This is a genomic window from Sodalis glossinidius str. 'morsitans', assembly GCF_000010085.1.
GTDB lineage: Bacteria > Pseudomonadota > Gammaproteobacteria > Enterobacterales > Enterobacteriaceae > Sodalis > Sodalis glossinidius.
Genome location: NC_007712.1, coordinates 2,736,550 through 2,759,431 on the forward strand (window position 1 = coordinate 2,736,550; position 22,882 = coordinate 2,759,431).

Consider the following 22,882-nt stretch of genomic DNA (forward strand, 5'->3'; position numbering starts at 1 on the left):
GTCCCTAATTGTAAAATCAATAAACTGGCGTGTCAGCGGAGCAGTACGTTACCCGCCGCTCCGCCCTAAGCCGGAAACGAAGCTCGGGGTATTCAGACGAATACCAGCAGCGCCACCACGATAACCGCACCCAGACCCATCGACGCCGCATACCAACGCAACTGCCCGTTTTCGCTCACCGTCAGGCCACGTCCGGCCCAGCGCGCCAGCAGCGCGGGAAGATTCATCACTGCATTGAGCGGATCGCGTGCTAGCAGCCGCGCAATGACCAGGTAAGGTTTGACGAAGATCTTGTCGTAAAGCCAGTCGAATCCCCAGGCGTGGAACCACCAAACCGTCAGGAAACGCCCCGGCGCGCTGGCGGCCACGGCGTTCACCAGACGACGCTGGCCCAGCCACAGGACCGCCGCCAGACAAATACCAATGATGGCGACCGCGCCCGAGGTGATTTCCAACGCCAGCTTACCGTCATGACCGAACACGCTGGCCGGCAGAACCCCCGCCAGCGGCGGCGTGATCCAGGCGCCGATAAAGGTAGAGAGCACCAAAAGCACTACCAGCGGCAGATGATGGCTGATCCCGCGGCAGACGTGGGCTTTAATCTTCGCCTCGCCATGGAACACGATAAAGATCATGCGGAAGGTATAGACCGACGTGAGGAACGCCCCCACCAGGCCGGCCATCATCAGGGCGCTATGGCCGTTGGCCAGCGCCCCCCAGAGAATTTCATCCTTGGAATAGAAGCCGGCGGTGACCAGCGGCAACGCCGACAACGCCGCGCCGCCCACCAGAAAGCAGATATAGACCAGCGGAATCGATTTGCGCAGGCCGCCCATTTTGAAGATGTTCTGCTCGTGATGGCAGGCCAGGATCACCGAACCAGAGGACAAGAACAGCAGCGCCTTAAAAAACGCGTGGGTCATCAGGTGAAAAATAGCCGCGTCCCACGCCTGAACGCCCAGCGCCAGAAACATGTAGCCTATCTGGCTCATGGTGGAATAGGCGAGCACCCGCTTGATATCGGTCTGCACCAACGCGGCGAAGCCGGCCAATACCAGCGTTACCACGCCGACAATCCCCACCAGATGCAACACGTCCGGCGCCATCAGGAACAGACCGTGGGTACGGGCGATAAGATACACGCCGGCGGTCACCATGGTCGCGGCATGGATCAGCGCCGAGACCGGGGTCGGGCCGGCCATGGCATCCGCCAGCCAGGTTTGCAGCGGCAGCTGCGCCGACTTCCCGACCGCGCCGCCCAGCAGCATCAGCGTCGCCCAGATGATGGCCGGAGAGCCTTCCGCCAGTTTTTGCGGCGCCAGCACCATCAGATTGTGGAAGTTCAACGTTCCGAGCTGGTCGTAGAGGATAAACAGCGCGAACGCCAGCAACACATCCCCGACGCGGGTGACGACAAATGCCTTCATGGCCGCTGCGCCATTTTTCGACTCGGTATAATAGAAGCCGATAAGCAGATAGCTGCAAAGCCCTACCCCTTCCCAGCCGAGATACATAAGCAACAGGTTATCCGCCAGCACCAGCACCAACATGCTGGCGATAAACAGATTGGTATAGGCGAAGAAACGCGAATAGCCCTCTTCCCCGCACATATACCAGGAGGCATAAAGATGGATGAAGAAGCCGACGCCGGTGACCACCGACAGCATCGTCAGCGACAGGCCGTCGAGGCTGAGCGTAATGGGTATCTGGAAATCACCCACCGCCATCCAGTGCCACAGCGTCTGGGCATACACCGCCGCACCGTCGCCGCGGGCGTCGAGAAAATCCAGCGCCACCCAGAGGGTGGTCAATGCCGCCAGCCCGACGCTGCCGACGCCGACCGTCGCGGCAAGGTTTTCCGACCAGCGGCCGCGGGAAAACGCCAGCAGCAGGAACCCCGCCAAGGGGAAAACTAGGGTTAAATAGAGTAGGTTCATCCGTGCATCTCGCTGACTGAATCGATATCCAGGGTCCGGCGGCGGCGATGCAGCTGCAGCAGCAGTGCCAGGCCGATACTGGCCTCGGCGGCGGCCAGCGTGACTGCCAGGATATACATCACCTGCCCGTCCGCGTGGCCCCAATAGCTGCCGGCCACCACGAACGCCAGCGCCGACGCGTTAATCATGATTTCCAGCCCCAGCAGCATGAAGAGCAGATTGCGGCGGATAATCATCCCCGTCAGGCCCAGCACAAACAGGATAGCGGCCAGGATGAGACCGTGTGATAACGGGATCATGCTTGCTCCTCCCCTCTTCTCTTGATGGCGTCGGTGATTTTCGGCCCCTTGTAGAGCGCATCAACGTTATCGCGTTCGTCGCGGCCCAGATGGAAGGCGACCACCAGCCCCGCCAGCAACAGCATGGAGGCCAGCTCCACCGCCAGCACATAAGGACCAAACAGCGCGATACCCACGGTTTTCGCCGCAATCAGGTCGCCCGCGATGCCGTGATCCCCCGCGCCGACCAGGGCGCGCACCAATATCGCCAATAGCACCAGCGACATCAGCGCGGGCCCGATCCAGGCCCGCGGGCGCAGCCAGGCACATTCTTGCTTATCGCGACCGACGCTCATGTTGAGCATCATCACCACGAACACAAACAGCACCATGATGGCACCGGCGTAAACGATAATTTCCAGCGCACCGGCGAAGTAGGCGCCCAGCGAGAAAAACACGCAGGCGATGGCCAGCAGCGAAATAATCAGGTACAGCAGCGCATGTACCGGCTGGGTATGGGTGATGACGCGCAACGTCGCCAGCACCGCCACCAGACCGGAAAGATAAAACGCCAGTTCCATGCCAGTCTCCTTAGGGCAGCAAACCTTTCACGTCGATAGGTTTGGCTTCGTTTTCCGCCTCGCCCTTGTCCTTGCCAGCAATCGCCATACCGGCCATGCGGTAGAAGTTATATTCCGGGTATTTACCCGGCCCTGAAATCAGTAAATCGTCTTTCTCATACACCAGATCCTGCCGTTTGAACTCGCCCATCTCGAAATCCGGCGTGAGCTGGATGGCGGTGGTGGGACAGGCTTCTTCGCACAGGCCGCAGAAGATACAGCGGGAAAAATTGATACGAAAGAATTCCGGGTACCAGCGCCCGTCTTTGGTCTCCGCCTTTTGCAGCGAAATACAGTCGACCGGGCAGGCGACCGCGCACAGGTTACAGGCCACGCAGCGCTCATCGCCGTCGGGATCGCGCGTCAGCACGATCCGCCCGCGGAAACGGGGTGGCGGATTAACAGGCACGTCCGGGTACATGCGGGTTTCACGCTTGTTGAACGCCTGCATGCCAATCATCCAGATGCTGCGCAGCGTGGTCCCGCAGCCGATCGCTAACTCTTTTAACGTCATGATTCATCCACCCCTTAATGCGCGTTGTACAAGATGACCGCTGCGGTCGCCAACAAATTGAGCAGCGTCAGCGGCAGGCAGATTTTCCAGCCCAGCGCCATCACCTGGTCATAGCGCGGACGGGGCAGCGCCGCGCGGATCAGGATGAACATCATCATAAAGAAAGCGGTTTTAATGGAGAACCAGATAAACGGCGGCAACCACGGCCCCTGCCAGCCGCCGAAGAACAGCGTCACCATCAGAGCCGAGATGGTCACAATGCCAACATATTCACCGACGAAGAACAGGCCAAATTTCATCCCCGAGTATTCGATATGGTAGCCGTCAGCCAGTTCCTGCTCCGCTTCCGGCTGATCGAAGGGATGGCGGTGACACACCGCGACGCCCGCCAGCGCAAAGGTGACAAAGCCGAAGAATTGCGGCACCACGTTCCACAGATGCGCTTGCGACTCAACGATCGCGCCGAGGTTGAACGAACCGGCCTGAGCCACCACTCCCATTAACGACAAACCGAGAAACACTTCATAGCTCAAGGTCTGCGCCGAGGCGCGCATAGCACCCAGGAGCGAGTATTTATTGTTGCTCGACCAGCCGGCGAACAGCACGGCGTACACCGCCAGCCCGGCCATCATCAGGAAGAACAGCACGCCGATGTTGAAATCGGCCACCACCCAGGTCGGACTTACCGGAACGATGGCGAACGTAATCAGCAGCGACGTGAAGGCAATGACCGGCGCCAGGGTGAAAATGCCCCGATCGGCGAACGGCGGGATCCAGTCCTCTTTAAACATCATCTTCAAAACGTCGGCCAAGAGCTGCAGCGAACCGCCCCAACCTACGCGGTTGGGTCCGTAGCGGTTTTGGAACAGCCCTAGCAGGCGCCGCTCGGCAAAGCTCATGTAGGCGCCGCAGGTGACCACCACCAGCAGGATAACAACCGCTTTCACCACCGTCAGGAGGATATCAATGACCTCCGGTGTCAACCAACTCATAGCGCGGCCTCCCGCAGATTTTCAACGCGCTGTCCCGCCAGCATCGGTGGAATGCCCGGCAGCCCCAGCGGCAGCCCGACCTGTCCGGCGCTCAGGTCATGGCTGAACCGCACCGGCAGACGCAGTTCCACCCCCGCGCAGCTAAAGGAGAGCAGGGTACCGCTGTTGACGCCCAGCCGGGCGGCATCAGCCTGGCTCACCGCCACATAGGGCGCCGGCATCCGCTCCTGGATAACCGGAGAACGCTGCGAGGTCTCCTCGCTGCCGAACAAGTGCCAATATGGCGCGATACGCCAACTGCCATCCTGGGCCGGCGCAAACGCGGGCGGAATGGCGCTGAAGTAGTCCAGCCGGTCCTCACCCGCTTCCAGCAGCCGCACGCCGGGATCGCCGTGGCGCAAATGGCCGCCCACTTCGTCCTGGAATTTGCTCCAGGCCTGGGGGGAGTTCCAGCCCGGTGCCCAGGCGAACGCCACCTGTTGGCGCGGCGCCTGTGGGGCATTGTTGCCTTCCATGGAGAAGGCGAACATGGTGTCCTGGTCCTGCGGCACGCGCGGTTCGTGCACGCTGATATTGGCGCGCATCGCGGTACGGCCGCTGTAGCGGTGCGGCTCGCGCGCCAGTTTCTGGCCGTGAATCCGGAAGCAGGCGTCTGGTGCGGCGTCCTTAATCCCCGAGAGCTGCGGCAGCGCCTCGGCTGCGGTATCAATAATATGATCGAGCTGCGTCCAGTCCACCTGGCGGTTCAGGTAGGTTGAGTGCAGCGAATGCAGCCAGCGCCAGCTTTCCAGCATGACGACCTGATCATCGTAGTACGCCGGATCATAGACCTGGAAGAAACGCTGCGCGCGGCCCTCCTGGTTGATGAGCGTACCGTCGCTTTCAGCAAAGCTCGCCGCCGACAGGATAAGGTTGGCCTTGTCCTGTAGGGGGGTGCGCTGGTGGTCCAGCACAATAAGGTTATTGACCTTGGCCAGCGCGGCATCGATGCGCGCGGCCGGTGCATGGCGATAAAGGTCGTTTTCCAGCACGATTACGCTATCCGCAGCGCCCTGCTCCAGCGCTTCGAGCGCATCGTCCAGGCTGCCGCCGCCCATCATCGCCAGGCCCATACTGTTGGCGCCGGCGGCGATAAAGCTAATCCCGACATCGCTGCCCCTGCCCTTCAAGGCGCGTGCGACGTTGGCGGCGGCGGCAATCACCGCTTCGCTCCCGGCGTTGCTGCCGGAGATAATAAGCGGCTTGCGGGCGCAGGCCAGCGCCTGCACCACCACGTCGATTTTACCCTTAAGCGCATCATCCAGGCCGGTCACCACCGGCGCCGTCTCATCCAGCGCGTGGGCGATGGCGAAGCCCAGACGCGCCTGATCATCCACCGGGGCGCAATAGCTCCAGGCGGCGATATCATCCAGACGGGTCCGGTCAACGTTGGTGACGAACAACGGGTGTTTGGCGTGCTGGCCAATGTTCATAATGGCGGCTATCTGCCAGTCGGTCACTTTCTGCGCTGCAGCCATTTCACGCGCCTTGCCCTTCACGGCCTGGCGCACCGCCAGCGCGATGCGCGCGCCGGTTTGGGTCAAATCCTCCCCCAGCACCAGCACGGCGTCATAGCTTTCCATTTCGCGCAGCGACGGCGTGCGAATGCCGCCGTTGCGCAAGACATTGAGCATCAGCGCCAGCCGATCTTGCTCACCGCCGGCGATACCAGTGTAGAAATTCTCGGCGCCCACCAGTTCGCGCAGAGCGAAGTTGCTTTCGACGCTGGCGCGCGGCGAGCCGATGCCGATCATTTTACGCGCATGGCGCAGCGCATCGGCGGCGCCCTGCATCGCCTGGTCGGCGTTAAGCGCAATCCAGTCGTCGCCGCGGCGCTGCAGCGGCTGGCGTGGACGGTCTTTAAGATTGACGTAGCCGTAGCCGAAACGGCCGCGGTCGCACAAGAAGTAATGGTTGACACTGCCGTTGTAGCGGTTTTCAATGCGGCGCAGCTCGCCATAGCGCTCACCGGGGCTGGTATTGCAGCCGATGCTACACTGCTGGCAGACGCTGGGCGCGAACTGCATATCCCATTTACGGTTATAGCGCTCGGAGTGGGTTTTGTCGGTGAACACGCCGGTCGGGCAGATTTCCACCAGGTTGCCGGAAAACTCACTCTCCAGCACCCCGTCCTCAGGACGGCCGAAATAGACGTTATCATGAGCGCTATACACGCCGAGATCGCCGCCGTTGGCATAATCTTTGTAATAGCGGACGCAGCGGTAGCAGGCGATGCAGCGGTTCATCTCATGGGAAATAAACGGCCCCAGATACTGATTGCGGTGGGTGCGCTTGGTGAAGCGGTAACGGCGGAAATTCTGGCCGGTCATGACCGTCATATCCTGCAGGTGGCAGTTGCCGCCCTCTTCGCAGACCGGACAATCGTGGGGGTGGTTGGTCATCAGCCACTCCACCACACTTTGGCGGAACTGTTTTGCTTCATCGTCGGCGATAGAGATGAAGGTACCGTCAGCGGCCGGCGTCATACAGGACATTACCAGCCGGCCGCGGGTATCCTCGGCGTTTTGGTATTGCTTGACCGCGCACTGGCGGCAAGCGCCGACGCTGCCCAGCGCCGGATGCCAGCAAAAGTACGGAATATCGAGGCCGAGGGACAGACAAGCTTCCAGCAGGTTGTCAGACCCGTTAACCTCGTACTCTTTGCCGTCTACATGAATGGTAGCCATAGTCAGCATGCTCAGGTGAGGCCCGCCAACGGCGGGCGTTAATCAAAAATGCGTTCAGGGTGCAAAGCGCGTGCGCCCGCCTGACCCGCTCATGTCGCATGGACGATTACCAGCGCGCTTTTAATAGGTTGGGCTGCACGCCGGCGATGGCGCGCGTATTGCCCAAATGTTCAACGCTGATACCCGCCTCGAACTCGGAGCGGAAATATTTAATCGCGCTTTGCAACGGCTCCACCGCCCCGGGTGCATGGGCGCAGAAGGTTTTGCCGGGGCCAAGAAAGCGGCACAGCTGCTCCAGGGTTTCAATATCCCCGGGCTGGCCTTTGCCGCTCTCCAGCGCACGCAGCAGCTTGACGCTCCACGGCAGGCCGTCGCGGCACGGCGTACACCAGCCGCAGGATTCCCGGGCAAAAAACTCTTCCAGATTGCGCGTTAACGACACCATGTTAATTTCGTTGTCCACCGCCATCGCCAGAGCGGTGCCGAGCCGGCTGCCCGCTTTGCCAATATTCTCAAAATCCATCGGCAGATCCAGGTGATCCTGGATCAAAAAGTCGGTGCCGGCGCCGCCGGGCTGCCAGGCTTTCAATGTCAGGCCATCGCGCATGCCGCCGGCGTAATCCTCGAGGATCTCGCGCGCGGTGATGCCGAACGGCAGTTCCCAGACGCCGGGGTTCTTCACCCGACCGGAGAAGCCCATCAGCTTGGTGCCGGCGTCGTTGCTGTTGCTCTTGCCGGCGGTGATGCCTTGATACCAGTCTACCCCGTGCTCCAGGATGGCCGGCACATTGCATAATGTTTCGACGTTGTTGACACAGGTGGGTTTACCCCAGGCGCCAGCGCTGGCGGGAAACGGCGGTTTCGAGCGCGGGTTAGCGCGGCGCCCCTCCAGGGAATTGATCAGCGCGGTTTCTTCGCCGCAGATATAGCGCCCGGCGCCGGTGTGGACGATAAGCTCGAAGTCAAACCCGCTGCCCAGAATATTTTTGCCCAACCAACCGGCCTCGGTGGCCTCGGCTATCGCGCGGCGCAGGTTCGCCGCCGCCTCGATATACTCGCCGCGCAGGAAAATATAGCCGCGATAGGCTTTCAGAGCGAAGGCGGCGATCAGCATCCCTTCCACCAGCAGGTGCGGCAGTTGCTCCATCAGCAAACGGTCTTTATAGGTGCCCGGCTCCATCTCATCAGCATTGCACAGCAAATAGCGAATGTTCATGGCGGGATCTTTCGGCATCAGGCTCCACTTCAGGCCGGTCGAAAAGCCGGCGCCGCCGCGTCCTTTCAGGCCCGAGTCTTTCACAAGCGTAACGATATCGTCCTGCGCCATGCCGCTCAACGCCTTGCGTGCGCCGACATAGCCGTTTTTGCTCTGATATTCGTCCAGCCACACCGGCTGATGGTCATCGCGCAGCCGCCAGGTCAGCGGGTGCGTTTCCGCCAAGCGGACAATGGTTTTGGTCATCGATATTGCTCCAGCAGCGGACCAATACCTTCCGGTGTCAGATGCAAGTGGGTATCGTCATCCACCATCATGGTCGGTCCCTTGTCGCAATTGCCCAGACAGCAGGTGGGCAGCAGGGTGAAGCGCCCGTCGGGCGTAGTCTGGCCCGGCTTAATGTTCAGCGATTGCTCAAGCGCGGCCTGAATGCCCTGATAACCGGTAATATGGCAGACCACGCTGTCGCAATAGCGGATAACATGGCGGCCCACCGGCTGACGGAAAATCTGGCTGTAGAACGTGGCCACCCCTTCGACATCGCTGCCGGGAATACCCAGCACCTGCGCGATAGCCGCGATGGCCCCGTCCGGCACCCAACCGCGATTCTTCTGCACGATTTTCAGCGCTTCGATCGAGGCGGCGCGCGCATCCTCGTAATGGTGCTTCTCATGCTTGATGGCTTCGCGCTCTTCGCGACTCAGCTCGAACGTTTCGGTGGCGGCGTCCAGCCCCGCCGCCGCCGCATACTTGGGGGTATCTTGCTGTTGCTGCATAATTAGCGGTCCACATCTGACATAACGAAATCAATACTGCCCAGGTATACGATCAAATCCGATACCAGGCTGCCGCGAATAACCGAGGGGATTTGCTGCAAATGAGGGAAACTGGGCGTGCGGATACGCGTCCGGTAACTCATTGTGCTGCCATCGCTGGTCAGGTAATAGCTGTTGATGCCTTTGGTCGCCTCGATCATCTGGAATGATTCGTTAGCCGGCATCACCGGTCCCCACGAGACCTGCAGGAAGTGCGTGATAAGCGTCTCGATATGCTGCAAGGTGCGCTCTTTCGGCGGCGGCGTGGTCAGCGGATGATCGGCTTTGAAAGGGCCTGCCGGCATGTTGTTCAGGCACTGCTCAAGGATGCGCAGACTTTGGCGCATCTCCTCCACCTTCAACATCACGCGGCTATAGCAGTCGCTCACGCCATCGCCCACCGGCACTTCAAAGTTGAAGTTTTCATAGCCGGAATAAGGACGCCATTTACGCACGTCAAAATCGATGCCGGTGGCGCGCAGCGCAGCGCCGGTCACGCCCCAGTCCAGCGCCTCTTTCGCGCCATAGGCGGCGACGCCCTCGGCGCGGGCGCGCAGTACGCTGTTGCGGAGCGCCACTTTGACATAGCTGTCCAGACGCTTCGGCAGCCAGTCGAGGAACTCGCGCAGCAACCCTTCCCAACCGCGCGGCAAATCGTGCGCCACGCCGCCGATGCGGAACCAGGCCGGATGCATACGAAAACCGGTGATCGCCTCGACCACATCATAAATCTTCTGACGGTCAGTAAACGCCAGGAATACCGGCGTCATCCCGCCCACGTCCTGAATATAGGTACTGATGTACAGCAGGTGGCTGTTGATGCGGAACAGCTCCGACAGCATCACCCGGATCACATTAACGCGATCGGGCACCACGATGCCGGCCAGCTTTTCTACCGCCAGCACGTAAGGCATTTCGTTGACGCAGCCGCCGAGGTACTCGACACGGTCGGTATAAGGGATATAGCTATGCCAGGACTGGCGCTCGCCCATCTTTTCGGCGCCGCGGTGGTGATAACCGATATCGGGCACGCAATCGACGATCTCTTCGCCGTCGAGCTGCAAAATGATGCGGAACGCGCCGTGTGCGGAAGGATGGTTCGGCCCCAGGTTGAGGAACATGAAGTCCTCATTGTCTTTGCCACGCTTCATTCCCCACTCTTCCGGCTTGAAGGTCAGCCCTTCCATCTCCAGATCTTCTTTTTGTTTGGTGAGGACGAAAGGATCGAATTCGGTGGCGCGCGCCGGATAATCCTTGCGCAGCGGGTGTCCTTCCCAGCTTTTCGGCATCATGATACGGGTCAGGTGCGTGTGGCCATCAAAGGTCATGCCGAACATTTCCCAGGTTTCACGCTCATACCAGTTGGCGTTGGGGAAAATGCGGGTGCAGGTAGGCAGATGCAGGTCGTTTTCCGACAGCGCCACCTTCAGCATGATGTCGCGATTGCGATCGATGGAAATCAGATGATAGAAAACGGTAAAATCCGCTGCTGGCAAGCCCTGGCGGTGGGTACGCAGGCGCTCGTCCACCCCGTGCAGGTCATAAAGCATCACGTACGGTTTTGGCAGCTTCTTCAGAAAGGTCAGCACCTTGAGAATTTGCTCGCGCTTCACCCAAACGACCGGAATACCGGTACGGGTCGGCTGCACGCTGAAAGCGTCCGGCCCGAAATGGTTACGCAACTCGGCAATCACAGGATCATCTTGATGATCCTGTGATTGCCAGACCGGCAGGGCGGAATTCTGCGTCATCAACTCTGTCATAGTTATCTTCACCACATTTGGCTGTGACGGCACATGCCGCCCCACTTATTCAGCCGCGACCAGCATGCGTATCCGCGCGTTAAATTTCGTCGGAGGTGCGCAGATGGGTGACCGCGATACGCTCACCGTGCTTACGTTGACGTTCCGACTCCATGTTGGCGCGATAGACGCCCTGATCGCCCACCACCCAGGAGAGCGGGCGGCGTTCTTTGCCGATAGACTCCTTCAGCAACAGCAGCGCCTGGATGTACGCTTCAGGGCGCGGCGGACAGCCGGGAATGTAGACGTCCACCGGCAGGAATTTATCAACGCCCTGCACAACAGAATAAATATCGTACATTCCGCCGGAATTGGCACACGCGCCCATGGAGATAACCCATTTCGGCTCCAGCATTTGGTCGTAAAGACGCTGGATGACGGGCGCCATCTTGGTGAAAGGCGTCCCCGCCACCACCATGAAATCCGCCTGGCGCGGTGAGGCGCGGATAACTTCCGAACCGAAGCGCGCCACGTCGTGCACAGCGGTAAAGGAGGTGGTCATTTCGACATAGCAGCAGGAGAGGCCGAAGTTGTAAGGCCAAAGCGAATTGCCGCGTCCCCAGTTCACCGCATTGTGCAGCGCTCTCTCAAGCTTGCCGAGGTATACGCTGCGATGGACGTGCTGCTCCAGCGGATCCGCCACGATTTCCTGTTTTTGCAGGGGATACCGCTCGTTATCTCCGTCCGGCTCCGCGCGGGTGAGGGTGTAATCCATTTTGCTGCCTCGCTGTTACTCTTGATGACGGGGGGTTTCGCCAATGGGGCCTGCCCGGCGCAAACGTCGGGAGCGCTCCGGCGTCCAGTCAAGGGCACCGATACGCACCAGGTAAACCAAACCCGCCAACAGGATAAGAATGAAAATGGTTGCCTCGATGAAGCCCACCCAGCCCGCTTCGCGAATAGCGGTAGCCCAGGCATAAAGATAGAGGGTTTCAACGTCGAAAATGACGAAAAACATCGCCACAAGGTAAAATTTAGCTGAAAGGCGCAATCTTGCGGTGCCCACCGGGTCGATCCCAGATTCAAACGGCACGTTTTTCGAGCGCGCCCGGGCGCGGGCGCCCAGCAGGAAACCGCCGGTAAGCATGAAGACGCACAGACCCAGCGCACTCAGGAGGAATACGGCGAAAGCCCAATAATGAGCGGTAATTTCAGTAGTTATCGACATTCTCTTTGCTACTCATCAAAAGTGGCGATTTGCAGGCTGCTCTATGAATTCGGCAGTTTTACGCATCACATCGATTTACGGGAAGGAAGTAAGAAACCATAAAATCCGTGTGGTAATAAGATACACAGCCATTGTGTGGGGTTTTTTACTCCTTTTTATAACCTTTTGTCAACTTAGACATCATGAACCCCATGTTAATTTACACCTGCAAAGGTCAGTTAACAGGGATTGTGCAGGAAATTAGCTAAATCGTGTCAGTCATCGAAACGTTATTCCGGCTTGCGGACCGGTCATCAGGGATCAGGGAAAGCTGCGCTCAATTATACCATTTTCGCGAAAAATCCTATGGATCGGCGTAAGCGGTAAACCTTTTTTATGATCCAGGACACATTTCAACAGATTTTTCAGGGTTTTATTGTGCAAATAACCACCTTTTTGGCAGTGTATTTTTTAAAATGCTATTTCTAATTTATTGATATGCCCATCAAATAGCCGAGCCAATGACGTGGGGGCGGTGGGGAAATACGCCACAGGTCGATAAGGAGATAACTGTGAGTTTTAATCTTTTGAGCACACTAACGCACAAAGAAGGGGATTAATAAAGTATTACCAAAAATAAGCTACATTATCAGTAGCTTATTCTAGATAAAAAGAATCATTCATCTTCAAGCGAAGGACTTTCCCCTTCCAACGACGGGAGCGGTTTTGGCGTGTTAGGTATCGCTACCCGACTGAAGGGCGTTGAAAATTGCCATCGCCAATTCGTTTTCGCCCTGCGGGTTTTTACATAGCGCATAGCGCGTAGCGGGCAACTCCGGCAGACCGTCGCTCACCCCCAGTACCCGCAGTTCGGGACTCATCATCTCCACCGGCCGCAGGGTGATGCCCATGCTCGCCTTGACGGCCGCGCGCACGGCAGATAAGGTCGACGTAATGTAGGCGATACGCCACGGCACTCCCGCTGCATCGAGGCTTTCCACGGCCAGAGTGCGAAACGGACTTGACTCGTCGAGCACCACCAGCGGGACGACTTCGCCGGGCGTGAAGCGGTAATCCGCCGCACAGTACCATAATATCGGTGAGGTAAGCAGTGTCACGGAAGGATGCGTGAAGGCATAACATCTCTCTGGGTGCTAATGGCTAAATCCACCTCGCCATTTTTCAGCATCTCCACCTTTTGCGGACCGCGTTTCACACAGACATCGACGGACAGTTTGGGGTAAATTCGAGTTACGCGGTTTAGCAGGTAGGGCAGGATGGTATCGTCCGACGCGCCTATGGTCAGCACGCCCTGGATATTGCTGAACATCAGGGAAGTACAGGCCTCATCATTGTACAGCAAAATCTTGCGGGCATAGCCAAGCAGTTGAATTCCGTGTTCAGTTAAAAGCTTATTACGACCATGACGGGCGAAAAGCTCTTTCCCCACAAGCTGTTCTAATCACTGCATCTGCTGGCTGACCGCAGATTGCGTGCGGCAGACTGAGGCCGCTGCCGCAGCGAAAGTGTTAAGATCGGCGACGGCAACAAACGTTCTCAACAGATCGAGATTGAGTACGGGACGATTTGCATTGATCATATATTGTCTTCACTGTTTGAATTCTAATTACAAACTACTGTCCTGGCGTTGCAAAAGGTGGTAACTCCGCCGTATTGTCAAAAGCCGACCCTTGGCATATCGTGTCGTCCGTAAGGCCAGGCGCCTCGAACGATATGCAGTATTTGTGCCGGAGGGTTCATTCTTCAACAATCGCATTCCCACTTAAAAAAGACTGCCGTTAAACTGAAACTACGCACCAATGCGGTCAATACATTTGCTTTGATAAGGATAACATTCGTTCCCCTTGATGTATAAAACAAAATAAGCTGGCGGCTTGGCACAAACGTTAATTTAACTAATTGAATGCTCAAACAACAATGGCAATAAATGTTAGATATTAATGATTAAGCGTTATTTTTATCTTGCGGCCCCGCCTATTAACATAAATTTCTCTTAACTGTTGTTTAAACGAAAAAATAGTCCTTCTTTTCTAAATCTGACCGCTTGTAAGTTATACCATAAATAACCCCGCGACGGTCAAGAAGTTAAATTTCGCCGCGTGCGCTAGACGACGAACAAAATGAAACGCTTCGTCAACAAAACGACAAATTCGTCATTTACCTAGGCCAGGCACGGGCGTGATCCCTGGCCGTCCTGGACTCAGCACGCAAAGACAAAAACCTCCCCTTGTCCGGCTGAACGTCCCCTTGCCCCTCCATCACCTCACACCTTACCCTATTCAACCAAGATATTGTATAAAAAGCGACCACCCAACCTCTATTAATTTCCCTGCCGAACCCCGCTATGATAATTATCACGCATGTTTTTAGGGTTATTTTTAAATAAGAATACTCCTTCTTTCACTTTTGCCGCCGGCGCACCACACAATCCCCGTCTGCGCAGTTTCCTCCTTCAAAAGCGCGCGGGACAAGAGTACATTATGCAGATCATGCGTATCCATGGTGGGAATACGCTATCTGGCAGAAGGGTTAATATCGTGGTCGCACCCGTAGAAAAATCTAGCAAACTGGAAAACGTCTGTTACGACATTCGTGGCCCCGTGCTGAAAGAGGCAAAACACCTGGAAGAAGAAGGCAATAAAGTCATCAAGTTAAATATCGGCAACCCAGCTCCGTTCGGTTTTGACGCGCCGGATGAAATCCTGGTGGATGTGATCCGCAATCTGCCGACGGCGCAAGGCTATAGCGACTCCAAAGGGCTGTATTCCGCACGCAAGGCCATTATGCAACATTACCAGGAGCGCGAAATGCTGGATCTCACCGTGGAGGATGTCTATATCGGCAACGGCGTCTCGGAATTGATCCAGCAATCCATGCAGGCGTTGCTCAACAGCGGCGATGAAATGCTGATCCCGGCGCCAGATTATCCGCTGTGGACGGCATCGGTTTCGCTGTCGGGCGGCAATGCGGTGCATTATCTGTGCGATGAAGAAGCCGGCTGGTTTCCCGATCTGGACGATATCCGTTGCAAAATCACCCCCCGCACGCGTGGGCTGGTGATTATCAACCCGAATAACCCGACCGGCGCGGTGTACAGTAAAGATATGTTGCTGTCGCTGGTTGAGATCGCCCGCCAGCATAATTTGATTATTTTCTCCGACGAGATTTACGACAAAATACTTTACGACGCCGCGGAGCATCATTCTATTGCGGCGCTGGCGCCCGATCTCCTTACCGTCACCTTTAACGGCCTGTCGAAAACCTACCGCGTCGCCGGCTTCCGCCAGGGCTGGATGGTGCTCAACGGTCCTAAGAAACACGCTAAAGGCTATATCGAAGGGCTGGAGATGCTGGCCTCAATGCGCCTTTGCGCCAACGTACCGATGCAGCATGCGATCCAAACCGCCCTGGGCGGCTATCAGAGCATCAGCGAGTTTATCCAACCCGGCGGGCGCCTGTATGAACAGCGTAACCGGGCCTGGGAGCTTATCAACGACATCCCCGGGGTGTCCTGCGTCAAGCCGAGCGGCGCACTCTATATGTTCCCGCGCTACGATGCCAAACGTTTTAATATTCATGATGATCAGAAGTTGGTGCTCGATTTGCTGTTGCAGAAGAAAGTGCTGCTGGTTCAGGGCAGCGCGTTCAACTGGCCCTGGCCGGATCATTTGCGGATCGTGACGCTGCCGCGGGTCGATGAACTGGAAACCGCCATCGGCAAATTTGGCCGGTTTATGCAGCACTATCATCAATAAGAACAGACGGGCGGCGTGGCGCAGGCGAAGCGGTTTGACCGCAAGCGTCGCGCACCGCACCACCGCCGTCAGAGCTGCCGGCGTAGGGGTGGCGTAGCCGATTGCATGCATGTCCACCGCGCGGCATCACTACCGTCGTAATAGACATAGCGCCACTGGCCGAATCGCCAAAGCCGACATCGGGAGATTTGCATAACCGCCGCCGGGTGCGCACAATAGCGTTTCCGTTGTCGCGTCTTTCTGGAAACATTTATGACTCAAAGCCACTTTTTCGCCCATCTGTCACGCCTGAAACTTATCAACCGCTGGCCGCTGATGCGCAATGTGCGTACCGAAAATGTCTCGGAGCACAGTTTGCAAGTGGCGTTTGTCGCCCACGTTCTGGCGCTCATTAATAATCGTCTGTTCGGCGCTAACCTGAATGCCGAACGTATCGCACTACTGGCGATGTATCACGACGCCAGCGAAGTACTGACCGGCGATATGCCGACGCCCATCAAGTATTACAATGCGCAGATCGCCCATGAGTACAAAAATATCGAAAAAATTGCACAGCAAAAACTGATCGATATGGTGCCGGAAGCGCTGCGGGAGGATTTCCGTCTACTTATCGACGAGCAATATTACCTGCCCGCGGAGAAAGCCGTCGTCAAGCAGGCCGACTCCCTGTGCGCCTACCTGAAATGCCTGGAGGAGATTTCCGCCGGTAATACCGAATTTACCCTGGCGATGGCGCGCCTGGAAAAAACGCTTAACGAACGGCGCAGCCCCGCGATGGACTATTTCCAGCAGGTGTTTATTCCAAGCTTCAGCCTGTCGCTGGACGAAATCAGCCAGGATTCACCACTGTAGCACCGCCGAACTGAGACACGTCTCCGCCTGACGCCACCACCCGCCGCGGCTCGTCAGCACCACCGCCTGCCGCTGGCTTGTCAGAAAGGATAGAGCAGCGGTACCACCAGCACGCTGGCCGCCATCACCAGCAGGGTGAACGGCACGCCGCCGATACGTACAAAATCGCTAAATTTATAGCCCCCGGACCCGAGCACCAAGGTATTGACCGGGGAGGAGACCGGAGACCGGCGTCATGAACGCCGCCGAGGCGGCGATGGCAACAATCATGGCGAACGGATACGGCGAGACGCCCATTGATGCGCCGCACCCAGCGCGATAGGCGCCATCAATACCACAGTGGCCGTATTGGAGAAACAGCCCGGTCACCGCGCACAGGATAAACATGCTTAGCAGCATCACGTGGGCCCCCGCCCCGCCGGACAAACGTATTAATAAATGGACCACAACATCGACGACGCCGGTTTTCTCCAGCGCCAGTAGCGCATGCGGCGCCTGACTGGCCGCCGGCGCGATCTGGTCCACTTCGGCCGGTAAATTGAGCAGAATAAAATCGCGCGTCCAGGCCTGCAGTTGCCGAATACGTTTCCAGTCGCCTATCACCAGCAGAATATCCCCCAGCTGTAAAGGCTCGTCGATCAGTACGCCCGGCAATGCCTCGCCGCCTCAGCGGATGCCCGCCACATTCAGCCCGTAACGGCTGCGAAATGCGACCTCCCTGAGAGTATAGCCAGGAGAGAGGAATCCGGGATCAGGCTGACCTCCGCCATTCCCACCTCGCGCGCCTGACTGGAAAAGTATTCGCCGCGCAGGACCATCGGCTCCAGTTGCTGTTCGCTGCAAAACTGGCGCAAATCCGTCTCGGCGGCGGACATATCGATTAGCAGTACATCCCGCGGCCGCAGCTCGGTATTGCCGCCGGCGCTGACCATCACCCGGCGGAATTTGCGCCAGCGCTCAATACCGACCACATTGGCGCCGTAGCGGTCGCGCAGGCGTAAATCATCCAGACGGCGGCCGATAAGCGGCGAACCGGCGCACAGCGCGAGACGCCTGGCGCGTCCCGATAGCCGGTAATCGCGGAATCAGATCGCGAAAGGTGCGGCGCTGCCAGGTGTCGCCGGCACGGCCGTCATCGGGCACCGTCAGCCAGAAACTCGCCACCGTCATATAGCCCATGCCGAGAACCAGCACTAAACAGCCTATCGGCGTCGCCACCAGCGTCAAGTAGCATGCGCAGCTCGCTGTTGCCGGCCATTCGCACCAGCCCGTCGCCGATGACGAACAAGGCCGCGATAAGCAACACGTTAGGTTCGCTGAAACCGGCGGTGGCTTCGGCCAACGTCAATGTACCGCTCAACACGAAGGCGACAATGACCAACAATGCCACCACATCCATGCGCACCTTCCCGGTGATGAACAGCACCACCGTCACCAGCAGCAGGCCAAGCACCCAGAGGAGTTCGTCGTTCATGCCAACATCCCGATCCTGAAAAAGCCATTACAGCCACAGCATGCCAATCGGGATAGGGGGCGGCCAGTAACTGGCCAGTCCCCTCCCACACCACCCGGATACGGGTCCGCATCGGGCGGTTCGAGCAGTTGAGGTTACGTGAGGCTAGGCATGCCAAGGGAATCCAAGTAAGCAATCGTCAACACGTTATGTACCGCCGACAGGCTGTTGTGCCAACACCGACGGCTTAGCGCTGCCACCGAACTTGAGGTTTAGCCCCAAGCTTCAACAGCTCCCGGTAAATCGTACTACCACGTCGCCACATTTTGAGCTGAAGAGCGCGCATCCTGCGACGCAACCATTCGTCAAGCTGTCGCCAGCGTCGTGCCGATTGCACTAATTGGAAATACGCTTTCCAGCCCAGTACATAGCCGGCGTAGTGCTTTGATTACCTGGCTTATGCTGCGTCCACCCGATCGACCAGTCAATTGCCTGATCCTTTGCTTGAACGTCTCCAGCGCCTTTCTCGACACCAAGCGTCTAATCTCGCCGTTCGGGGCTTCCCAGAGGGTATAACCCCGAAACTTGCGGCCAAAGCCGCTTGCAACCGCACTTTTCGATGTATTGATCCTCAGGTACAGCTTGTCGTAGCAGCGCTTGAGCAGTTTCATCACTCGCTCGCCAGCCTTCTCACTGCACACATAGACATTGCAGTCATCGGCATAGCGGGCAAAGCAGTGTCCCCGCAGTTCAAGCTCGATCCACTTCGTCGAGAAGCACGTTGGTCAGCAGAGGCGAGAGGGGGCAGCCTTGCGGCGTCCCTTCCGCACGCTCGACCACCACACCGCCCTTCATGATTCCTGCGTTCAGGTAAGCACGCACCAGCCGGATCACTCCAGCGTCGTTAACGTGCAGACGGCCGATGACGGTGGGTATCCCCAGTTCACGTTCGCTTCCATCCGGTTTTGGGATGCCTACGCGTCGTACCGGTTGTGGCCGGTACGTGCCGACCATCTTGTTGCCGGATGGTCGGCACGCGTACTTCAGGTGTTGTCCGGTCTGCGCAATACTCAGACCATCGACCCCCGCAGCTCCTTTGTTTGCCTTCAGGCGTTTCCACGCGCGTTGCATGTTTTCCCTCGCGAGTGCTTGCATGAGCAAGTCTCGCCCTGCGTCTTCCGGTTCTTGCCGCGGGAGTCGGGTTTCATCGCTGAGCGCTTTGGACGAGGTTTCACCTCACCCTTAAACGATCCGCTCCGCTGGCGCGGACATCTGATGCAATACACGATTCATCGGCAAGGCGTTTGACGCTCCTTCTCGTTCGGCCCTTCGCCTAGATTGCGGCTACTACGACCTCTGCTGACTTCTCGCTCCGGCTTGCACCGTCGCCCTTTCAGGCCTCAGGCGACCTCGTGACGACTCACCAGGGCGTAATCCCCTTCCCGGGTCACCCTGAGCTGCCACAGCGAAGCGACAATTATTCCCACCGCGTCTTTCTGCGGCGTTTCCGGCGTCGGATTCACGGCAATCACCGGACACCCCGCCGCAAGCCCTGACTGGATGCCGGCGATAGCATCTTCCACGACAATGCAGTCCGCAGGCCGGAAACCCAGCTTTTCGGCGCCGAGCAAATACGGATCCGGCTGCGGTTTGCCGCGCGGCACCTGTTCCGCGGTAATGAGCACCGGCGGCGCCGGGAGCTGTCCTGCACGCACGCGGGCAGAGGCGACCGGCAGCGAGCCGGAAGTGACAATCGCCCACGGCAGTTGCAGGCGGTTGAGCTCGGTAAGCAGCTCGCGCGCGCCGGGCAGCGCACTTACGCCCTCAATCGTTTCAGCTTCAAAGCGTTCTAAAAGACGATATTCGTGTTGAATGGTCTTTTCGCTTTGCAGCGGCATAAAATGGCGCAGCGAGGTAATAGCTTGTTTGCCGTGTATAAAATTCAATACCTCCGCTTCCGGCACGCCATGGCGACGCGCCCAATTTCCCCAGGCCAATTCCACCACCGGCAGCGAATCAATCAATGTTCCATCAAGGTCAAACAAAAAGCCTAAACCGCGCACAAGCCGCTCCTCTACTCCGTCTTCAGGCATTGATAATTTGCGAAATTTCTACCGCACTCAAATGATATTGACGCGGACAGGCTTGCCAAACCGCCAGCATCCGCAGATATCTATCCCACATTTTGGTTTGGGCGTTAAAGCCATGGGTACCGGAGTCGAAATGGGTGTAGCGCCCTTCGGTGAAGACCATGAAACGCACATAACCCAGATAGCGGGCTTCAGTGGCGACATCGAAGCCGAGAAACTCCAGGCGGCGTTCATCAATGTCCTGGCGATCCTTTAAATTGGACCAGAACACCTGCATGGCGTGATGCATTTCCATAATATCGATAATTGTGCGGCAAACGTCTTCACTGAGCGCGCCGAAATCACGTTCCAGTTCGCGCATCTGCAGGCCGTAGCCACGCTCGACGATAATCTGCAGCCGGCGTAACGTTCGCTATTGTCAGGGTCGAGCAGGGTCATCATTTTATACTGATTTGACAGGATAAGCCGTTTGGCGTTGGTCATCTCCATAATCTACTCCTGGTGTTAAAAGCCTGGCCGCGCCAGGAAAGTCTGCATGGCATAGCGCCACGCGCCTGGTACTGCAAACCCTGCTTTGTTTGATGTAAACCATGACCGGATGAAATATTTATGACGGCGGGGCCGGCACCGGGCGTGCCGACAGGGCCTTTAGACGTTACAAATCATCCAGAAACGCTTTATCAAGCAGTTTGAAGGCCCGTTTCAACACCTCGACCAGCATCTGATAGGTCGGCACGCCTTCCACCGGCGCCAGCGACTGGCCCGCCTCATTGAGCTTTTGCCGTACCTCATGAAAACAGGTCAGCAGCGAGGGGGGCAGCGGCGTTATCGAACGCTTGCCGAGCCACCACAGCCCCTGCATCGGCAGGCTACAGGCGAAAATGGCGGTCGCCACCGCCGGGCCGAGCTGTCCTCCCAAAGCGATTTGCCAGGTCAGGGTAAAGACCGCTACCGCCGGCATGAAGCGCACGCCGAAGCGGGTGGCGCGCACGACGCGATGCTCCGGGAACATCGGCGCCAGGCTTTTTTCGGCGGGCCAGGCCTTCATATAGTTTTGTCCGCGCTGGAATATCTTGTACCAACTTACCGAACCGGAAGGGAGTGTCGACATAGCGGACCTCAACTTTATGAACAATTATTAAAAAATTAGAGTAACTTCACTATGGATTTTATAACAATTAAATATATTTTGTCTTTACCGCGCTCTGTCGTTATCCTATTCCTCGCTGCGGGGCTGTGCATGCACCGCCGCCAGCGTTCCTGTCGACCGCGACAGCCAAGGTGGTAGGAGCCGCCTTAAGCTAACGTTTCAGGGCCGCGTGAGCGCATTGCCGACATCATGACCGCGAAATCACCGCATCCATGATGTTAATCATATAATGTCAGCGGCGGAATGCGCTACGATTAAAGTCTGATTAACGAATTATTAACCACGTATAACAAGTAGGTACTTCCATGTCGAGTAAGCTAGTACTGGTTCTTAACTGTGGCAGTTCATCTTTGAAATTCGCCATTATCGATGCCGCCAACGGTGAAGAACATATCTCCGGTCTCGCCGAGTGCTTCAATCTGCCGGAAGCGCGTATCAAATGGAAGATGGACGGTGCCAAGCAAGAAGCGGCGTTAGGTGCCGGCAGTGCGCACAGTGAAGCGCTGCACTTTATCGTTAATACCATTTTGGCACAAAAACCGGAACTGTCGGCACAATTAACCGCCATCGGGCACCGCATCGTGCACGGCGGCGAGCGCTTTATCCAGTCCGCCATTATCGATGACGACGTGGTAAAAGGCATTGAGAATTCCATTCCGTTCGCGCCGCTGCACAATCCTGCTCATCTTATCGGCATCCGCGAAGCCCTGAAAGAATTTCCACAGCTGACGCAAAAGAACGTAGCGGTTTTTGATACTGCTTTCCATCAGACAATGCCGGAAGAGTCGTATCTTTATGCCCTGCCCTATTCTTTATATCAGGATCATGCTATTCGCCGCTACGGCGCACACGGCACCAGTCACTATTATGTCAGCCGCGAAGCGGCCAAACTGCTCGATAAGCCGGTTGATCAGCTAAACGTCATCACCTGCCATTTGGGCAACGGCGGCTCCGTTTCCGCTATCCGCAATGGCCAATGCGTGGATACCTCCATGGGGCTGACGCCGCTGGAAGGCCTGGTTATGGGCACCCGCAGCGGCGATATCGATCCGGCCATCGTTTTCCATTTGCATGATGCGTTAGGCATGTCCGTCGCCCAAATTAATACGTTGTTGACCAAAGAGTCCGGCCTGCTGGGTCTGACCGGCGTGACCAGCGACTGCCGCTATGTCGAGGACAATTACCGCGAAAAAGCCGACTCCCGCCGCGCCATGGATGTGTACTGCCACCGGCTGGCCAAATACATCGGATCCTATAGCGCGCTTATGGAGGGCCGACTGGACGCGGTGATTTTCACCGGCGGTATCGGTGAAAATGCCGCGATGGTGCGCGAGCTGTCGTTGAAAAAACTGGCGCTGCTGGGCTTTGAAGTGGATCATGAACGCAATCTGGCCGCCCGTTTCGGCCATGGCGGGGTGATAACCACCGACACCAGCCGCCCAGCCATCGTCATCCCGACCAACGAGGAATTGGTTATCGCCCAGGACGCTGCGCGTCTGACAGCGTAATTCTAA

The 22,882-nt window shown here is 57.5% G+C and carries 19 protein-coding genes and 3 pseudogenes; 3 read left to right on the forward strand and 19 right to left on the reverse strand.

Annotation, left to right across the window (positions count from 1 at the left end):
• Positions 1 to 92: 92 nt before the first annotated feature.
• From nuoL to SGP1_RS14550, 12 genes and pseudogenes are all read right to left on the reverse strand, one after another.
• Positions 93 to 1,937 carry an NADH-quinone oxidoreductase subunit L gene (gene nuoL / locus SGP1_RS14495; protein ID WP_011411411.1) on the reverse strand — a complete coding sequence of 615 codons (1,845 nt, stop codon included), beginning with the start codon at positions 1,935 to 1,937 and terminating at the stop codon, positions 93 to 95.
• A complete protein-coding gene (nuoK, locus tag SGP1_RS14500; RefSeq protein WP_011411412.1) occupies positions 1,934 to 2,236 on the reverse strand; it encodes an NADH-quinone oxidoreductase subunit NuoK in 303 nt (100 codons plus the stop codon). Before nuoK ends, nuoL begins: the two co-directional genes overlap by 4 nt.
• On the reverse strand, positions 2,233 to 2,796 hold the full coding sequence (gene nuoJ, locus SGP1_RS14505; protein WP_011411413.1) for an NADH-quinone oxidoreductase subunit J: 564 nt from the start codon (positions 2,794 to 2,796) through the stop codon (positions 2,233 to 2,235). Before nuoJ ends, nuoK begins: the two co-directional genes overlap by 4 nt.
• A gap of 10 nt (positions 2,797 to 2,806) precedes the next feature.
• Entirely contained in the window at positions 2,807 to 3,349 is a 543-nt protein-coding gene (gene nuoI, locus SGP1_RS14510) for an NADH-quinone oxidoreductase subunit NuoI (protein WP_011411414.1), read from the reverse strand.
• A gap of 14 nt (positions 3,350 to 3,363) precedes the next feature.
• Positions 3,364 to 4,341 (reverse strand): NADH-quinone oxidoreductase subunit NuoH, encoded by a 978-nt coding sequence (nuoH, locus tag SGP1_RS14515; protein WP_011411415.1) that lies wholly within the window; start codon positions 4,339 to 4,341, stop codon positions 3,364 to 3,366.
• The gene (gene nuoG / locus SGP1_RS14520; RefSeq protein ID WP_173340363.1) at positions 4,338 to 7,076 is read right to left on the reverse strand and encodes an NADH-quinone oxidoreductase subunit NuoG; all 2,739 of its coding nucleotides are present in this window, start codon (positions 7,074 to 7,076) and stop codon (positions 4,338 to 4,340) included. The genes nuoH and nuoG overlap by 4 nt, the downstream gene beginning before the upstream one ends.
• 97 nt (positions 7,077 to 7,173) lie before the next feature.
• Positions 7,174 to 8,529 carry an NADH-quinone oxidoreductase subunit NuoF gene (nuoF, locus tag SGP1_RS14525; RefSeq protein ID WP_011411417.1) on the reverse strand — a complete coding sequence of 452 codons (1,356 nt, stop codon included), beginning with the start codon at positions 8,527 to 8,529 and terminating at the stop codon, positions 7,174 to 7,176.
• Positions 8,526 to 9,059, reverse strand: a complete 534-nt coding sequence (gene nuoE / locus SGP1_RS14530; RefSeq protein ID WP_011411418.1) for an NADH-quinone oxidoreductase subunit NuoE — start codon at positions 9,057 to 9,059, stop codon at positions 8,526 to 8,528. Before nuoE ends, nuoF begins: the two co-directional genes overlap by 4 nt.
• Positions 9,060 to 9,061: 2 nt before the next feature.
• On the reverse strand, positions 9,062 to 10,861 hold the full coding sequence (gene nuoC / locus SGP1_RS14535; RefSeq protein WP_011411419.1) for an NADH-quinone oxidoreductase subunit C/D: 1,800 nt from the start codon (positions 10,859 to 10,861) through the stop codon (positions 9,062 to 9,064).
• 79 nt (positions 10,862 to 10,940) lie between these two features.
• A complete protein-coding gene (locus SGP1_RS14540) occupies positions 10,941 to 11,615 on the reverse strand; it encodes a NuoB/complex I 20 kDa subunit family protein (RefSeq protein WP_011411428.1) in 675 nt (224 codons plus the stop codon).
• 15 nt (positions 11,616 to 11,630) lie between these two features.
• Entirely contained in the window at positions 11,631 to 12,068 is a 438-nt protein-coding gene (locus tag SGP1_RS14545; protein WP_011411429.1) for an NADH-quinone oxidoreductase subunit A, read from the reverse strand.
• A gap of 713 nt (positions 12,069 to 12,781) precedes the next feature.
• Positions 12,782 to 13,647, reverse strand: a pseudogene (locus tag SGP1_RS14550) (LysR family transcriptional regulator).
• Positions 13,648 to 14,557: 910 nt separating this feature from the next.
• Between SGP1_RS14550 and SGP1_RS14560 the strand changes: the two are divergent.
• Complete coding sequence (locus tag SGP1_RS14560; RefSeq protein WP_050747938.1) at positions 14,558 to 15,823, forward strand: pyridoxal phosphate-dependent aminotransferase; 1,266 nt, start codon at positions 14,558 to 14,560, stop codon at positions 15,821 to 15,823.
• Positions 15,824 to 16,075: 252 nt separating this feature from the next.
• Entirely contained in the window at positions 16,076 to 16,675 is a 600-nt protein-coding gene (gene yfbR, locus SGP1_RS14565) for a 5'-deoxynucleotidase (protein WP_011411431.1), read from the forward strand.
• An 80-nt stretch (positions 16,676 to 16,755) separates the two neighbouring features.
• Here yfbR and SGP1_RS14570 read toward each other — a convergent pair.
• The 7 genes and pseudogenes from SGP1_RS14570 to yfbV form a co-directional block, all read right to left on the reverse strand.
• A pseudogene (locus SGP1_RS14570) lies at positions 16,756 to 18,149 on the reverse strand (SLC13 family permease).
• A gap of 226 nt (positions 18,150 to 18,375) precedes the next feature.
• Positions 18,376 to 18,525, reverse strand: a complete 150-nt coding sequence (locus SGP1_RS36570) for a hypothetical protein (RefSeq protein ID WP_198408726.1) — start codon at positions 18,523 to 18,525, stop codon at positions 18,376 to 18,378.
• Entirely contained in the window at positions 18,494 to 18,799 is a 306-nt protein-coding gene (locus SGP1_RS32010) for a hypothetical protein (protein WP_198408727.1), read from the reverse strand. Before SGP1_RS32010 ends, SGP1_RS36570 begins: the two co-directional genes overlap by 32 nt.
• Before the next feature lie 79 nt (positions 18,800 to 18,878).
• Positions 18,879 to 19,259 (reverse strand): hypothetical protein, encoded by a 381-nt coding sequence (locus SGP1_RS32015; RefSeq protein ID WP_198408728.1) that lies wholly within the window; start codon positions 19,257 to 19,259, stop codon positions 18,879 to 18,881.
• A 269-nt stretch (positions 19,260 to 19,528) separates the two neighbouring features.
• The gene (locus SGP1_RS14580; RefSeq protein WP_050747713.1) at positions 19,529 to 20,221 is read right to left on the reverse strand and encodes a sugar phosphatase; all 693 of its coding nucleotides are present in this window, start codon (positions 20,219 to 20,221) and stop codon (positions 19,529 to 19,531) included.
• Positions 20,214 to 20,707 (reverse strand): annotated as a pseudogene (locus tag SGP1_RS14585) (YfbU family protein). Before SGP1_RS14585 ends, SGP1_RS14580 begins: the two are co-directional and overlap by 8 nt.
• Before the next feature lie 166 nt (positions 20,708 to 20,873).
• Positions 20,874 to 21,329, reverse strand: coding sequence for a terminus macrodomain insulation protein YfbV (gene yfbV, locus SGP1_RS14590; RefSeq protein WP_011411433.1), 456 nt, complete (start codon positions 21,327 to 21,329; stop codon positions 20,874 to 20,876).
• Positions 21,330 to 21,673: 344 nt separating this feature from the next.
• On the opposite strand from yfbV, the gene ackA reads away from it, so the two are divergent.
• Positions 21,674 to 22,876 (forward strand): acetate kinase, encoded by a 1,203-nt coding sequence (gene ackA / locus SGP1_RS14595; protein WP_011411434.1) that lies wholly within the window; start codon positions 21,674 to 21,676, stop codon positions 22,874 to 22,876.
• Positions 22,877 to 22,882 lie beyond the last annotated feature (6 nt).

Excerpts from the sequence above, each read along its gene's own strand:
- nuoH (WP_011411415.1), bottom strand. The coding sequence starts at position 4,341 with ATGAGTTGGTTGACACCGGAGGTCATTGATATCCTCCTGACGGTGGTG.
- nuoJ (WP_011411413.1), bottom strand. The coding sequence starts at position 2,796 with ATGGAACTGGCGTTTTATCTTTCCGGTCTGGTGGCGGTGCTGGCGACG.
- nuoF (WP_011411417.1), bottom strand. The coding sequence starts at position 8,529 with ATGACCAAAACCATTGTCCGCTTGGCGGAAACGCACCCGCTGACCTGG.
- SGP1_RS14540 (WP_011411428.1), bottom strand. The coding sequence starts at position 11,615 with ATGGATTACACCCTCACCCGCGCGGAGCCGGACGGAGATAACGAGCGG.
- SGP1_RS14545 (WP_011411429.1), bottom strand. The coding sequence starts at position 12,068 with ATGTCGATAACTACTGAAATTACCGCTCATTATTGGGCTTTCGCCGTA.
- SGP1_RS14560 (WP_050747938.1), top strand. The coding sequence starts at position 14,558 with ATGCGTATCCATGGTGGGAATACGCTATCTGGCAGAAGGGTTAATATC.
- nuoC (WP_011411419.1), bottom strand. The coding sequence starts at position 10,861 with ATGACAGAGTTGATGACGCAGAATTCCGCCCTGCCGGTCTGGCAATCA.
- SGP1_RS32010 (WP_198408727.1), bottom strand. The coding sequence starts at position 18,799 with ATGAAACTGCTCAAGCGCTGCTACGACAAGCTGTACCTGAGGATCAAT.
- yfbV (WP_011411433.1), bottom strand. The coding sequence starts at position 21,329 with ATGTCGACACTCCCTTCCGGTTCGGTAAGTTGGTACAAGATATTCCAG.
- nuoL (WP_011411411.1), bottom strand. The coding sequence starts at position 1,937 with ATGAACCTACTCTATTTAACCCTAGTTTTCCCCTTGGCGGGGTTCCTG.
- SGP1_RS32015 (WP_198408728.1), bottom strand. The coding sequence starts at position 19,259 with ATGCAACGCGCGTGGAAACGCCTGAAGGCAAACAAAGGAGCTGCGGGG.
- ackA (WP_011411434.1), top strand. The coding sequence starts at position 21,674 with ATGTCGAGTAAGCTAGTACTGGTTCTTAACTGTGGCAGTTCATCTTTG.
- yfbR (WP_011411431.1), top strand. The coding sequence starts at position 16,076 with ATGACTCAAAGCCACTTTTTCGCCCATCTGTCACGCCTGAAACTTATC.
- SGP1_RS14580 (WP_050747713.1), bottom strand. The coding sequence starts at position 20,221 with ATGCCTGAAGACGGAGTAGAGGAGCGGCTTGTGCGCGGTTTAGGCTTT.
- nuoG (WP_173340363.1), bottom strand. The coding sequence starts at position 7,076 with ATGCTGACTATGGCTACCATTCATGTAGACGGCAAAGAGTACGAGGTT.
- nuoK (WP_011411412.1), bottom strand. The coding sequence starts at position 2,236 with ATGATCCCGTTATCACACGGTCTCATCCTGGCCGCTATCCTGTTTGTG.
- nuoE (WP_011411418.1), bottom strand. The coding sequence starts at position 9,059 with ATGCAGCAACAGCAAGATACCCCCAAGTATGCGGCGGCGGCGGGGCTG.
- nuoI (WP_011411414.1), bottom strand. The coding sequence starts at position 3,349 with ATGACGTTAAAAGAGTTAGCGATCGGCTGCGGGACCACGCTGCGCAGC.